This window comes from Vibrio sp. KUL80, assembly GCF_059725495.1.
Window position 1 is genome coordinate 478779 of sequence record NZ_AP045841.1, and the last position, 13836, is coordinate 492614.

General features: G+C 48.0%; 12 protein-coding genes. 7 read left to right on the forward strand and 5 right to left on the reverse strand.

Annotated features, from left to right (window positions below):
• Positions 1-36: 36 nt before the first annotated feature.
• Positions 37-1065 carry an AraC family transcriptional regulator gene (locus AC6I8U_RS02215; protein ID WP_498017628.1) on the reverse strand — a complete coding sequence of 343 codons (1029 nt, stop codon included), beginning with the start codon at positions 1063-1065 and terminating at the stop codon, positions 37-39.
• A gap of 128 nt (positions 1066-1193) precedes the next feature.
• On the opposite strand from AC6I8U_RS02215, the gene AC6I8U_RS02220 reads away from it, so the two are divergent.
• Entirely contained in the window at positions 1194-2333 is a 1140-nt protein-coding gene (locus AC6I8U_RS02220; protein WP_042473326.1) for an arginase family protein, read from the forward strand.
• A 65-nt stretch (positions 2334-2398) separates the two neighbouring features.
• Here the strand turns inward: AC6I8U_RS02220 and AC6I8U_RS02225 are convergent, their stop codons facing one another.
• From AC6I8U_RS02225 to AC6I8U_RS02235, 3 genes are all read right to left on the reverse strand, one after another.
• On the reverse strand, positions 2399-3538 hold the full coding sequence (locus tag AC6I8U_RS02225; protein ID WP_498017629.1) for a glycerate kinase: 1140 nt from the start codon (positions 3536-3538) through the stop codon (positions 2399-2401).
• Between the two features lie 9 nt (positions 3539-3547).
• Positions 3548-4813: a GntP family permease gene (locus AC6I8U_RS02230; RefSeq protein ID WP_042473331.1), complete on the reverse strand. Its 1266-nt coding sequence runs from the start codon at positions 4811-4813 to the stop codon at positions 3548-3550.
• A gap of 166 nt (positions 4814-4979) precedes the next feature.
• The gene (locus AC6I8U_RS02235) at positions 4980-6122 is read right to left on the reverse strand and encodes a sugar diacid recognition domain-containing protein (protein WP_498017630.1); all 1143 of its coding nucleotides are present in this window, start codon (positions 6120-6122) and stop codon (positions 4980-4982) included.
• Between the two features lie 93 nt (positions 6123-6215).
• On the opposite strand from AC6I8U_RS02235, the gene AC6I8U_RS02240 reads away from it, so the two are divergent.
• The 6 genes from AC6I8U_RS02240 (at position 6216) to AC6I8U_RS02265 (ending at position 12267) form a co-directional block, all read left to right on the forward strand.
• Positions 6216-6587: a YacL family protein gene (locus AC6I8U_RS02240; RefSeq protein ID WP_042473337.1), complete on the forward strand. Its 372-nt coding sequence runs from the start codon at positions 6216-6218 to the stop codon at positions 6585-6587.
• A gap of 206 nt (positions 6588-6793) precedes the next feature.
• Complete coding sequence (locus AC6I8U_RS02245) at positions 6794-7132, forward strand: P-II family nitrogen regulator (protein ID WP_038229080.1); 339 nt, start codon at positions 6794-6796, stop codon at positions 7130-7132.
• Positions 7133-7150: 18 nt separating this feature from the next.
• Positions 7151-8380 carry an ammonium transporter gene (locus tag AC6I8U_RS02250; protein ID WP_498017631.1) on the forward strand — a complete coding sequence of 410 codons (1230 nt, stop codon included), beginning with the start codon at positions 7151-7153 and terminating at the stop codon, positions 8378-8380.
• A 136-nt stretch (positions 8381-8516) separates the two neighbouring features.
• Entirely contained in the window at positions 8517-9527 is a 1011-nt protein-coding gene (locus AC6I8U_RS02255; RefSeq protein WP_498017632.1) for a Fe(3+) ABC transporter substrate-binding protein, read from the forward strand.
• A gap of 83 nt (positions 9528-9610) precedes the next feature.
• A complete protein-coding gene (locus AC6I8U_RS02260; protein WP_498017633.1) occupies positions 9611-11236 on the forward strand; it encodes an ABC transporter permease in 1626 nt (541 codons plus the stop codon).
• Positions 11236-12267 (forward strand): ABC transporter ATP-binding protein, encoded by a 1032-nt coding sequence (locus AC6I8U_RS02265; protein WP_446567721.1) that lies wholly within the window; start codon positions 11236-11238, stop codon positions 12265-12267. Before AC6I8U_RS02260 ends, AC6I8U_RS02265 begins: the two co-directional genes overlap by 1 nt.
• 128 nt (positions 12268-12395) lie before the next feature.
• On the opposite strand, the gene AC6I8U_RS02270 is transcribed toward AC6I8U_RS02265, so the two are convergent.
• Positions 12396-13808, reverse strand: a complete 1413-nt coding sequence (locus tag AC6I8U_RS02270; protein ID WP_498017634.1) for a phosphoglucomutase/phosphomannomutase family protein — start codon at positions 13806-13808, stop codon at positions 12396-12398.
• Between the last annotated feature and the right edge of the window lie 28 nt (positions 13809-13836).

A 13836-nucleotide genomic window follows, 5' to 3' on the forward strand; every position in this document is an offset into this window, starting at 1 on the left:
CATAGAGTAGATAACTTTGGAAGAGATCGACGGGGCTTATTGTGGTTTGTTCTGCACACGAAACTGCTTAGGACTGCAGCCAACGTAGCCTTGAAAAGCTCGGAAAAAAGGTGGGGCAGAGTGGTAGTTCAACATGTCGGCAATCTCCGCCGTCGATAGATCTGAGCTAACCAAAAACTCCTTGGCGACACGCATTCGTGTATCCAAAACCAGATGCTTGAAGGTAGTGTTCTCTTTTTCTAGTTTGCGACGCAGCGTGCGTGGCGTCATGTTCATTTCCTCGGCGACCGCCTCCATACTAGGAAGGCCGTATTTCAGCTGAGATAGTAGCTTGACGCGTATCTGGTAGCTGAGCGGCGCATCCATTTCATCATCAAGCTGCTGACTTTGGAGTGAGGCGATGTGAGTGACCAAAGATGGCTGCAAGCTAATCGCATGATGGATCCAATCTACGGGGAAGCGCACTTGATGCTGATTGGCATCAAAACTTAGGTTGTCTGAGAACACCTCTTTGTAAAGCGCTGCGTAGCTCGGGGCCGGATAGGCAAAATCGACATGAATCAAGGTCGCATCAAATCGCTCTCCCAGAAACTGTTGTATACCCAGGTAATAGTGGCAAAGTGATTCTTCGACATTGTAATGCTGGGGAGAGAGGCCATCAGAGCGATCAACAATGGTGATGTAAGCCCACTCGCTATCGTAGCCAATATGGATATCGACATAGTCTTTGGTCACAAACGAAAACTGCAAACCCGTATCGAGCAGCTGTTTGATATTTTGGCAGTTGATCATAGCGTATCCCCACGCTCCCATATCTTGCAGCTTCAATCGCTTAGCAATGCGAAGCCCTAGACCGTCAATATGGAGTTGATTCACCGTGCTGCTCATCAATTGGTGTACCTGTGAGACCTCAATCGGGTGATAGTGACCGAGATTGATGCGCACAATATTAGCCCTACGTAAGAATTGTTGGGCATCGAAGTCACTGCCGACAGATTGACGCACGACTGCTTCCCAGTGACCGATAATGGCTTGCAAAAAGTGCTGACGGTTTAAAGAGTACACAAATAATGTCCTGAAATATCATGTTGCTGTCCTGAAGTGTAATTAATAACTCAGGGGTTAGCCACTATAATGAGCCTATCTTGAGAAGCAACGCTGATTTGCTTGTCCAATAACGAGAGGAATTATCCATGTTTAAGCCAAAACGTGTTGAAATTGCGAAAGAGAAGCTAGACCTATACCAAGACATCTACTGGAACAAGTCAGATGCTGATTTCTACATCAACGAAGACATCGCTCCTATGCAAGCACGCATGGCTGAGCAGGGCGTTGAAGCATTCAGCTTACTAGGTAAGCAGCACGTTGGTGCGTTTGGTGCGCCATATGTGAACAGCTTTGAAGGCGTTGACATTGCAATGTACGGCCTAACTATGGATAAGTGCTCACCAAACGCTGGTGGCCACAAGTTCGGTCCTGCCGCTATCCGTGAAGCATCAAAAACGGGTATGGGCATGATTCACCAAGACGGTACGATGCCGTTCGAACTGTGTAACATCATCGACTACGGAAACTGGGATGGCCTAGGTCAGTTCAACCTAGACGAAGAAATGCGTGCAGCTCAAGAAGTGGTAGATGACATGGTTATTAACCACGGTATCACGCCATTCTTCTTTGGTGGTGACCACACTGTGGCATACCCAGGTCCAGCGGCACTGGCGAAAGTTCACGGCCCGGTATCGCTCATCCACATTGATGGTCACTTTGACCTATTGACTCGCAAAGACTTTGACTACGAGTCATACTCAGGCAACTGGTACTGCCGTCTAGCATCAGAAGGTGCGATGGATCCATCTACGAGTGTAAGTCTTGGTATGCGTGGCCGCTGGTGTGCATCACAACAAGGTAAAGCGAAAGCGATTGGTGGTAACTTCTACCTAGCGGACGAAATCTACGACCTAGGCATCGACTACATCGTTGAGCAGATCCTTGAGAAACAAGGTGACGGTCGTCCAGTATACCTAACGTTTGACCTAGACGGCCTGGATCTTCTAGACCACAGTGCAAACTCAAGCCCAGATCCATTCGGTGTAACTGCGCGCATGTACTACGACATCTTCCGTAAGCTTCGTGCGACTAAGCGTATTAACCTAGTAGGTGCAGATATCGCGGAATTTGCTCCTCAGAAGAACTCTGACGAGAAAGATGCGCTACTAACAGCGGCATTCGGTTGGGAACTACTGACATGGTTGGCAGAGTGTCGCCACATCCGTGAAGGCAAGAAGAACCCAACTAACTGGCCAATGAACTTCGGTCGTAACATCGAGTTCTAATCTGGTTTTAGATAGAAAAATGCCCGCTCAATTGAGCGGGCATTTTGTTTTGTAGCAAAAGGAAACTATTTGCTGAAATTCATCGCCATCGCAGCAGCGATGTTGCGAGAAGTCATCTCGACATTAAACGCCGCCTCTTTCAAAGCCGTTGGCAGATCGGTCGCGCCCAGTACCACACTGTAAGCTGCATCAATACCGTGTTCATGCACTACTGCGCAATCTTTCGCAGTGCTACCAGCAATCGCGATCACAGGAATATCGTATTGCTTAGCGGTGCGCGCCACACCAATTGGCGTTTTTCCATGGATAGTTTGGCTATCAATTCGACCTTCACCAGTAATCACAAGGTCGGCATCTTTGACCACTTCGCTAAGGTTTACAGCATCCATCACGATCTGAATGCCCGGACGAAGCTCGGCATCGAAGAGACCTAAAAGTGCAGCGCCTAGACCGCCCGCAGCGCCGGCGCCTGCGGTATCCACTACGTCACGACCATTGGTCGATTTAATTACTTCTGCGTAGTGCGCCAGGTTACTGTCTAGCGTTTCAACCATCTCAGGTGTTGCCCCTTTTTGCGGGCCGAACACATGAGAGGCGCCCTTAGGGCCACACAGTGGGTTATCGACATCGCAAGCCACTTCAAGTCTGACTTCGGCCAAGCGAGGATCTAGCTCAGAAAGGTCGATACTTGCAAGCTTACTTAGCTCACCCCCACCAAAGCCCAGCGCATTGCCATCGGTATCAAGCAGTTTTGCACCTAGAGCCTGCGCCATGCCAATACCACCGTCATTGGTCGCGCTACCACCGATACCAACGATAATGTGTTTAACGCCGCGATCCAGCGCCGCTTTAACCAGTTCACCTGTACCAAAAGTGGTGGTCACAAGCGGGTTGCGCAGCTCTGGTTCCACCAAGTGAAGACCAGAAGCCGCTGCCATCTCGATGATGGCTGTGGAACCATCACCCATCAGACCGAAGAAGCCTTCGACAGTTTGACCTAGCGGGCCAGTGACCTCACAAGTAACAATCGAGCCGCCAGTAGCATCAACGAGTGACTGTACTGTACCTTCGCCGCCGTCTGCCATAGGTAGTTTGATGTACTCGGCGTCGGTGAAGATTTTCTTGAAACCTGCCTCAATAGCTTCGGCAACTTCCATGGCCGTTAGACTTTCTTTGTATGAATCTGGAGCGATAATAATTTTCATAATTAAACCTTAAACAAATAGACCGAATACACCGAAGATCATTACCGAAACGAAGGCGATCATCAGACCAACCGCAGACTCGTAAGGAATGAGTTTGAGACGCTCGCGGATATCCATATGCACAGCGCCGCCTGTGGCGTGGAAGAAGCTACCGTGTGGCATGTGATCCAAAACAGTAGCACCAGAGTGAATCATGGCTGCGCCCGCTAGAGCAGGAACGCCGAGTTCAAGAATGGTTGAGCTAAATACGCTAGACGCGACCGCTGTACCTGCTGTGGTCGAGGCTGTTGCCAATGCCATCATGGCACCAGAAATTGGTGCAAGAAGGTAAGAAGGCAAGCCAGATGCGGTTAGCACATCAATAAGACCGTCTTTAAGACCGGAGTTAGCGATGATGCCAGCAAGCGTACCCGTACCAAGAAGCATCACAGCCACTGGCGCCATGCGCGATAGACCAGATACTGCAAAGTGGTTGGTATCGGCAAAGCGACCCATTACTACAGCACCGATCAAGCCACCTAGTGGTAGTGCGATAAGCGGGTCAACGTTGATGCCAGCAATAGGACGAAGCGCAAGCAGTGCGATAGCGACAAGAGGTGCCACAATCGCAGCGCCAAATTTAGGTAGCTTAGAGTGGTCAACTGCAACGACTTCGCTCTCTGCGACCTTCGAGCCTTTGTTTACCAGCTTTTTCGCGATGAAGTAGGCGAAGATCATGCCGCACAAACCAGGGATGACACCGGCTGCCATTACTGAGGTCAGTGGAACGTTGAACGCATCGGCTGCTGCTATGGCGTTCGGGTTTGGTGACATTACGTTGCCCGCTTTACCACCGCCGACCATCGCCAGCAAGATAGCGGTTTTTGAGATGTCAGCACGACGTGCAATGGCAAGTGCGATAGGCGAAACTGTGATAACTGCCACATCAACGAATACGCCAACCGCAGTTAGGATCATGGTGGCAATCGCCAAAGCGAGAAGCGCGCGGGTTTCGCCCACTTTTTTAACGATGGTCTCTGCGATGGATGTTGCGGCACCTGACTCGATCAATACGCCCGCCAGCACACCAGCAGCAAGGATGCGCAATACCGCTGTGACAATGCCTTGTGCACCGCCAATCATTAGCGCAACCGTATCGGTGAGAGACACGCCGCCAACGACACCACCGACAAGCGCGCCGATGATCATGCCGTAAGCAGGTGGAACTTTTTTAAGGATGAGAGCAATAGCAACAACCAGAGCTGCTAATGCGCCAAGGGTAGAGACTTCAATCATGGTTTGGTTTCCGCAGTATTTATTTTATTAATTTTTTAGTGGGGTCTTGTGACCCTTATTGAGCGGAAGAGTAGCCATTTAGGGGGAGATTTTCTTTATGCGAACTGACGAATTTATCACTGCTGGTTATCGTTAATTTGTGCAAATGCACAAATTAACGGATTTTTTACATACATTTTAACGCAAGATAGAGCTGAACTTTTTCATCTAAGTTGTTGATATTTAATTTGGTTGTCTGTTCTATTTTCTCAAGTCGATACCGCAAAGTGTTACGGTGGATATGGAGGGTTTCACAAGTTTGAGCTAGGTCGCAGTTTTGCTCAAAAAAGGTGCGCAGTGTCTTTAACATTACGCCTTTACTATCTGCAGCTACCAGTTTTTCGATCGGAGCCTTCAGTTGAGTCGCCCGCCACGGGTCATGTTTAATGCTGCTCACCAGCACCGAGAGTTTCCGGTCTTGGTAGAACAGTATGGGACCATCACTGAGATGACTGCTCTCAATGGTGGCTTTGGCGGTTTCGTAAGACTTTGCTATGCCAACGAGTTCAGGGAAATAGTCTCCGATGGCCATCTGAATAGAGAAGTCACACTCTTGGTCGATACGCTTAAGTAGTTTAGCGACTCGCTTTTCTTCCTCTTTGCGATTCCATGCGTTATTGACGACTGTCACCGGTTTCAATACTACGATCTCATTCATCGATACCGAGGCAATTCCGACGATGTTGTCGCGCTCAGGGTACTCCAGAAGATGTACCAGTTTCTGCAGGTGTTCCAGTGTGACTGGTTCACCAGGCAGCGGGATCACTTTGATCACCGTGGCCACACGAGGCTGAGCGAGATCAAGATCGAGCCGCTGAGCAATAGAGAGCAGCTGTCCCTCATTTAAACTTGATCCCTCAATGAGTTGAAGTAGTAACTCCTCGCGGTGGCGTTTATTCCATTGCACCTGCGACATAAGCGCAGCTTGCTCGACAATTAGCTCAGCCGTCATCTTTACTAGCTCACCGTAGCTTCTCACCTCTTCAGGCGTGCCCGAGATCCCGACAACACCAATCACCTTGCTATCGTAAATGATGGGTAGGTTGATGCCTTTTTTAACACCGGACAATGTAGAAGCAACGGAATCATTGATCTCTAAGGTTCTATTATCTCGGATTGCTAGCAGTGCCCCTTCATGTGTTTGGTGCAAGCGTGACGGGTCGCTAGAGCCAATGATCATGCCATTCTCGTCCATCACGTTGATGGAGTGCTCGATGATCTTCTTGGCACGATCGACAATTTGTTTAGCAATGAGAGAGTTAAGCTGCATAGGATCTGAGTCATAGAGAGCGATGTCATGAGTATACCCGATTGTCTCGCAAACTAAGGTATAATCGCCGCGAGATTACCAAGAGAAACAGTGATGGAATTCGAGTTTATTAAAAACAGTTTCACAGGTGAGTACCTAGTGAGATGCGAAATGGGCCAAGAAGTGATTGCTCGTTTGCTGCAAGAAGAGATCAGTACCAGTGACCGCACCATCATGGAAATTACCGAGTTGCTCACCCAAGCTGCCCAGTTTTCGGGCAATGAGTTTAAGTGGCAAGGCAAGGAGATTTCACTCAGCGTGGTGGACTCCGAGGTTCATGTTTACGAAAACTCCTTAGCTTTTGATAGCTTAATGGAAATGGACGAAGAGTTTTCTGTCTATGAAAGTGAGAGCCATAGCGAGTGTGGGCTAGAGGATTTTCGCTCAGTTTTAGAGCAATGGGAGCGTTTTATTCATAATAGGTAATGATCCTTTGCCCCAAATTTGCACACTCCTAGTGCTAATAACATAAAACGCATTATTTTTGTGAATACCTTGCACCATTAAAGTGCAAGGTATTTTCATTTCTGTAACATGAAATAGTCAAATCCTTATATATCAATAGTTTAAAAAGTTGGCACGCACCTTGATTACTAGAATACGTAACAGGGATAAAAGGCGAAGGGGATGCCATGAAACTTATTAACGCAATCATTAAACCATTCAAACTCGATGATGTAAGAGAAGCACTTGCAGATGTTGGTATTGAAGGTATGACAGTTTCTGAGGTCAAAGGATTTGGCCGTCAGAAAGGACACACAGAATTATATCGTGGTGCTGAGTACCAAGTGGACTTTCTACCGAAAGTTAAACTTGAAATCGCGACGCACGCAGACAACGTAGACCGAGTTATTGAAGCGATCACTAACGCTGCTCAAACCGGCAAGATTGGCGACGGAAAAATATTTGTGTACGACCTAGCCCAAGCAGTACGTATTCGTACGGGCGAAATGGACGCTGAAGCACTTTAAGGGATTGGAGAATTTATTATGGAATTAGCAACAACTGTCAGCGAACTGCGTTATGCGCTGGACACTTTTTACTTTCTTATTTCAGGCGCACTCGTAATGTGGATGGCGGCAGGCTTTGCAATGCTAGAGGCTGGCCTAGTTCGTTCGAAAAACACCACAGAAATCTTAACTAAGAACTTCTGTCTTTACGCGATTGCGTGTACTTGTTACCTCATCGTAGGCTACAACATCATGTATGTTGATAACGGCGAAGGCGGTTGGCTACCATCATTTGGTGCTCTAATCGGTACGCAAGGTGAAGGCGCAGACCACTCTCTAGAGTCGGACTTCTTCTTCCAAGTAGTATTCGTTGCAACAGCAATGTCAGTGGTCTCTGGTGCGGTTGCTGAGCGTATGAAGCTTTGGTCTTTCCTAATCTTCTCAGTAGTGCTAACAGCATTCATCTACCCAATGGAAGGTTACTGGACATGGGGCGGCGGTTTCCTATCAGAAGCAGGTTTCAGTGACTTCGCAGGTTCAGGTATCGTTCACATGGCCGGTGCGGCAGCAGCACTAGCAGGTGTTCTACTATTAGGTGCTCGTAAAGGTAAATACGGTAAGAACGGTGAAATTCACCCAATCCCAGGTTCGAATATGCCGCTAGCAACGCTAGGTACGTTCATCCTATGGCTAGGTTGGTTCGGTTTCAACGGCGGTTCTCAGCTAATGGTTTCTGACTTCGAGAATGCAACAGCGGTTGGTCAAATCTTCCTAAACACCAACGCAGCAGCGGCAGCGGGTGCAATCGCAGCAATGCTAGTCTGTAAGACAACGTGGGGCAAAGCTGACCTAACAATGATTCTTAACGGTGCACTAGCAGGTTTGGTTGCAATCACAGCAGACCCACTGTCTCCATCACCAGTTTACTCTGTAGCAATCGGTGCAGTAGCAGGTGCGCTAGTAGTATTCAGCATCATCGGCCTAGACAAGCTTAAGATTGATGATCCAGTAGGTGCTATCTCAGTTCACGGTGTGTGTGGTTTCTTCGGTCTAATGGTTGTTCCACTAAGCAACGGTGATGCAACGTTCGGTGCACAGCTTCTAGGTGCAGCAGTTATCTTCGGTTGGGTATTCGCAGCAAGTCTAGCGGTATGGGCAGTACTAAAAGCAACAATCGGTATCCGTGTATCGGAAGAAGAAGAGCTAGAAGGTATGGACATGCACGACTGTGGTGTTGGTGCTTACCCAGAGTTCGTCAGCATGAAGTAATATTTAGTTACACTTATATTAAAAACCTGCCTTATATGGCAGGTTTTTTTATATTGGATCATTGTTTTCCTAATAAATATGAATATAATAACGCAACTGATAAACGTTCTCATTATGAATTAAAGGAACTAACACAATGAAAAAACTGCTAACTCTTTCAGCAATTGCAGCAAGCTTCGCTGCTCCAGCAATGGCTGCAGAAGAAGTCAACGTTTACTCTTACCGTCAACCTTTCCTTGTTGAGCCAATGTTCAACGAGTTCACGAAAGAAACCGGTATCAAGGTAAATGTGAAGTTTGCTAAGAAAGGTTTGGCAGAGAAGCTTCAGCAAGAAGGCGAATACAGCCCAGCTGACGTTGTGCTAACAACGGACATCAGCCGTCTTGCAGAGCTCACTGACAAAGACGTAGTTCAAGCGGTAGACAGCGATGTGATTAATGCGAATGTTCCTGCTCAGTACCGTGATAAAGAGAATGAGTGGTTTGCACTGACTCTACGTACTCGTAACGTTTACTCATCTCGTGACCGTGTAGGTAAGCTAGGTGCAGAGTTCAACTATGCAGACCTTGCTAACCCTGAGTACAAAGGCAAAATCTGTACTCGTAGCGGTAAGCACCCATACAACGTATCTTTGGTTTCATCTATGATTGCTCACCACGGTGAAGCAGAAACCAAAGAGTGGCTAGAAGGCGTTAAAGCAAACCTAGCTCGTAAGCCACAAGGTAATGACCGCGCGCAAGTTAAAGCGATCAAAGAAGGTCTTTGTGACGTTTCTCTAGGTAACAGCTACTACCTAGGCAAAATGGTTAATGACAAAGAGCAAAAAGCGTGGGCTGATGCGGTTTACATCAACTTCCCGAATCAAGAAACCACTGGCACGCACGTTAACGTGAGTGGCATGGCAATGGCGAAACACTCGCCAAACAAAGAAAATGCACTGAAGCTAATGGAGTTCCTAACAGGCGACAAGGCTCAGCAAATGTACGCAGAAGTAAACTTTGAGTACCCAGTAAAAGAAGGCGTTAAGCGTTCTGAGCTTGTGGCATCTTGGGGTGACTTCAAAGCAGATTCTATCTCGCTTGACGACATTGCTGGTTACCACAGCGCAGCGATCAAATTGTTAGATGAAGTTAAGTTCGACCTATAATCGATAAAAGGGGGTATAATGCCCCCTTAATTATTCTGGTTTATGACTTCTCGACTTCGCGTCGCCTGATGTATGTTTAGGCAATGAAAGAAAAAAATGTTGTTTGGAAAACCAGTAGTGGAGTGCTAACTCTGCTACTGGTTTTGCCTATTTTAGCGATCTTCTATACTGCACTTGGTGAATCAAGTGATCTTTTTGCACACCTGATGTCCACGGTGATGCCCACCTATGTTCTCAATACCATCAAATTGGTCGTTGGTGTTTTGCTGCTCTCTCTTGTGTTCGGGGTACCCAGTGCTTGGCTAATGGCCATGTGCAAGCTGCCTAGCGAACGCGTATTGCAGTGGGCCTTAGTACTGCCACTAGCGATGCCAAGTTACATCATTGGCTACATCTTCACTGACTGGTTTGACTTTGCAGGTCCTGTCCAAGTGTGGCTACGTGATGTTTTTGCTTGGCAGGTTGGCGACTACTGGTTCCCAGATATCCGTACCGTGGGCGGTGCTACGGTTGTGCTCTCTTTGGTGCTGTACCCATACGTCTATCTGCTGTGCCGCGCGGCATTTATGGAGCAGAACGTCTCTTTGCTGCAATCGGCTAGACTTCTCAAATGCTCCCCTTTAGAGAGTTTTTGGCGTATCTCGTTGCCGCTTGCTCGTCCATCCATTGCGGTAGGTCTATCGCTGGTAGCGATGGAGACCATTGGCGACTTCGGTGCGGTTAGCTACTTTGCAGTCAGCACCTTAACCACAGCGGTTTACGATACTTGGCTTGGCTATTCCAATTTAAGTGCAGCCGCCAAAATTTCCGCCATGATGATGGTGGTGATTGTGCTTCTACTGGGTGCTGAGCGCTATAGCCGCCGTAAACAGAAACTGTTTCAAAGCCAGTACAACAGCCATGAAGATTTTCGTTATGAATTGCGAGGTTGGAAAAAGTGGGCAGCATTAACTTGGTGTTGGGGCTTGGTATCAGCAGCGTTTATCTTCCCGCTTGGCCAGTTAATGATTTATGCCTACAAGTACTTTGAGCAAAGCTGGACCGAAGAGTTTCAAACCTATGCCATCAACAGTTTACAGGTCTCGATCATTGCCGCCATCATTGGCGTAATCGTCGCTTTAGTGGTTAATTTCTATCGCCGTTTGGATCCAAGTCGTAAGGGTGTCGTTTTCATGCGTGCCTCGTCGCTGGGCTATGCCGTGCCGGGAACGGTGCTGGCGATCGGCGTGATGGTGACTGTCCTGTTTATGGATCATTCAGTAAATGACTTTGCCAAAGCGATGGAGTGGCAGCGCCCAGGTCTGATCTTCTCTGGCTCTATGTTTGCGCTGATTTTTGCCATGGTGGTGCGTTTTTCAGCGGTAGCGATTGGCAGTATCGAAACCAGTCTAAGTAAGGTGTCGCCTTCGCTTGATATGGCCTCGCGTACTATGGGCTGTAAGAAGAACCAGATGTTGGTTCGCGTGCATCTGCCTCTGATTAAACGTGGTGTGTTGATTGCTGGCTTGTTGGTGTTTATTGAGTCGATGAAAGAGCTCAATGCTGCGCTGCTGCTGCGTCCATTCAACTTTGAAACCTTGGCCACCTACGTATTTAACTTTGCCTCAGATGAGCATTTGGAGCTTGCTGCGATGCCAGCCGTGTTGCTGGTGCTCGTTGGGTTACTACCGCTCATTATTGTTAACCGTTCATTGGAGCAAAATCACTGATGACCACTGCACTGTCGATTGAAAATTTATCTTGTCAGTATGATGAGCAAACGATTCTTGAGAATTTATCTCTGAAGGTTAATCAAGGTGAAATTGTTTGTTTGCTGGGCGCCAGTGGCTGCGGTAAAACCACCTTGCTGAAGGCGATCGCCGGTCTATTACCCCTGTCTGCGGGCAAGATGACGCTGGGTGAGCGAGAGATTGATAACGGTGAAACTTGGATGCCGCCAGAGCAGCGTAACATCGGCATGATCTTCCAAGATTATGCGCTGTTTCCTCACCTAACGGTGGCGCAGAACGTTGCGTTTGGGCTTAAGGGCATTCCGAAGTCAGAGCAAGATGCGATCGTGATGGAGATGCTGTCACTGGTGCATCTAGAACAATTCATTGACCGTTACCCGCATCAACTATCAGGTGGTCAGCAGCAGCGTGTGGCGATTGCTCGCAGTTTGGCGTACAAACCTGATCTACTGTTACTTGATGAACCATTCTCTAACATCGATACCCAAGTGCGCCACGAACTGATCCGTGAGATCCGCAAAATCTTCAAAAAGCAGGGTGTGACAGCGATTTTCGTGACTCATAGCCGTGAAGAAGCGTTCGCGTTTGCAGACAAAATGGCGGTGATGAATCAAGGCGTAATCGAGCAATATGGCGCGGCATCAGAGCTCTATTTCTGTCCATCGAGCAAGTTCGTTGCAGATTTCTTGGGTGGTGGTAGCTATTTGCAAGCCAAGCATGTCAATGACACAACTTTCGAGACCGCTATTGGCCAGGTTGAAGCACAGTCGTGTGCCTTGATTGAGCAGGGGGCTGATTGCCAACTCTTGGTGCGCCCACAGCACATTCAATTGACTCAGTCAGAAAAGAGCACTATCACGGTTATCGAGCAGCAGTTCATGGGTGACCATTGTCGCTATGTGGTCGATATTGAAGGCACCCGCGTTTTAGCCACCTCATTAGAAGCACTTGATGTTGGCCAAAGTGTTGCGGTGAGTGTCGATGCGCAGGGCATTGTCGCGTTTGCTTAAGCCCTAAAAAAGCCCGGAGACAGTCGTTCCGGGCAAAGATGTTCTCCACCTATAGGGAGCTTTTTGCTAATAGGTGACCAAGAAGGTGAGTCGAGGTCACTTAGGGCAAAAAGTGAAGGGAACAGTGACTACAAAGACAAAAAGTCTTTCATCTGCTGAAGAACATATTCCGCTTGTTCTTTGTCTTCCATTTCACAGAAAATTCGTAATAGGGGCTCCGTACCCGAGAAGCGAGCAATTACCCAACCACCGTTCTTAAAGTACACTTTCGCACCATCGGCGTAGCTTACCTTTTCTACGTCATAGTCAAACTCAGGGAGCAGTTTTTCGACATAGAGTTTGTGGTACAAGCTGTCTTTTTGTGAGGGTTTAAAGGTGCAATCGCCTTCGGCTGTATAGGCGTAGCCATACTTGCCGTAGATCTCTGATAGCAACTCGGAAAGCGTCTTCTGAGTGACACTGAGCATTTCGACTAAAAGGCTAGAGGCAAATACGCCATCCTTGCCTTTGATGTGGCCGCGAATGGTTAAACCACCTGAACTCTCACCGCCAATCAGTGAATCGTCGGCCTCCATTTGACTACTGATGTGCTTAAAGCCTACAGGAACCTCAAAGCTCTTTTCACCGTAGTCGGCAGCAACTTTATCTAGTAGGTGAGTGGTAGCGATATTACGAACCACTGAGCCTTTCCAGCCTTTGTACTCAAGTAGGTAGTAGTAGAGCAGTAGTAGGACTTCATTCGGGTGAATGAAATTACCTTGCTCATCAATGATGCCAAGGCGGTCTGCGTCGCCATCGGTACCAATACCAATATCGTAGCCTTCTGCCGCCACAAGGTGCTTAAGACGATATAGTGTCGCTGCACTTGGTGAAGGCATTAAGCCGCCAAAGTCTGGGTTTTTACCATCGTTGATGACGTCAACATCACAGCGTCCATTGATAAGCACCGTTTGCAGTGCGTTTTTCGCAACCCCAAACATCGGGTCGATGAGCACTTTAAGATTGGCGCGTTTGATAGCGTCGATGTCGATAAGGTCGATGATCGAATCAACAAACTCGTTCATTGGGTTGATAACAGTGATCGCGCCGCGCTCCACGCACAGCTCGAAATCGCCAGAAATCACTTCTTGATGAGTCAGGGTGGCAATTTGCGCTTCGATCTTCTCAGTGATCACCTCATCAGCGTCACGACCGCCTTCAATAAACACCTTGATACCGTTGTAATCCGCCGGGTTATGAGACGCGGTGATACATGCAGAGTACGCGCAGCCCATGCTTTTCGCCTTGTACATAACAATTGGGGTCGGCACGAACTTATCGATAAAGCTCACTGGGATACTGTTAGCTGCCAATACTTCTGCAAACCAGCGTCCCGCCTTGTCTGATAAAAAACGGCGGTCATAGCCAATCACGAACCCGCGCTCGGCTACGTTTTCGGCTTTAATGATGTTAGCCAGCGCTTGAGCGACGAGCTTCACGTTATCCTTAGTGAACTCTTCGCCAATAAAGGCGCGCCAGCCGCCTGTTCCAAATTTGATCATCTCTCTCTCCTAAGAGGTTATTTGTTCA

Bases quoted from the DNA above. Each gene is read 5' to 3' on its own strand.
- AC6I8U_RS02260 (WP_498017633.1), top strand. From the start codon at position 9,611: ATGAAAGAAAAAAATGTTGTTTGGAAAACCAGTAGTGGAGTGCTAACT.
- AC6I8U_RS02265 (WP_446567721.1), top strand. From the start codon at position 11,236: ATGACCACTGCACTGTCGATTGAAAATTTATCTTGTCAGTATGATGAG.
- AC6I8U_RS02235 (WP_498017630.1), bottom strand. From the start codon at position 6,122: ATGCAGCTTAACTCTCTCATTGCTAAACAAATTGTCGATCGTGCCAAG.
- AC6I8U_RS02255 (WP_498017632.1), top strand. From the start codon at position 8,517: ATGAAAAAACTGCTAACTCTTTCAGCAATTGCAGCAAGCTTCGCTGCT.
- AC6I8U_RS02250 (WP_498017631.1), top strand. From the start codon at position 7,151: ATGGAATTAGCAACAACTGTCAGCGAACTGCGTTATGCGCTGGACACT.
- AC6I8U_RS02240 (WP_042473337.1), top strand. From the start codon at position 6,216: ATGGAATTCGAGTTTATTAAAAACAGTTTCACAGGTGAGTACCTAGTG.
- AC6I8U_RS02230 (WP_042473331.1), bottom strand. From the start codon at position 4,813: ATGATTGAAGTCTCTACCCTTGGCGCATTAGCAGCTCTGGTTGTTGCT.
- AC6I8U_RS02245 (WP_038229080.1), top strand. From the start codon at position 6,794: ATGAAACTTATTAACGCAATCATTAAACCATTCAAACTCGATGATGTA.
- AC6I8U_RS02220 (WP_042473326.1), top strand. From the start codon at position 1,194: ATGTTTAAGCCAAAACGTGTTGAAATTGCGAAAGAGAAGCTAGACCTA.
- AC6I8U_RS02225 (WP_498017629.1), bottom strand. From the start codon at position 3,538: ATGAAAATTATTATCGCTCCAGATTCATACAAAGAAAGTCTAACGGCC.
- AC6I8U_RS02270 (WP_498017634.1), bottom strand. From the start codon at position 13,808: ATGATCAAATTTGGAACAGGCGGCTGGCGCGCCTTTATTGGCGAAGAG.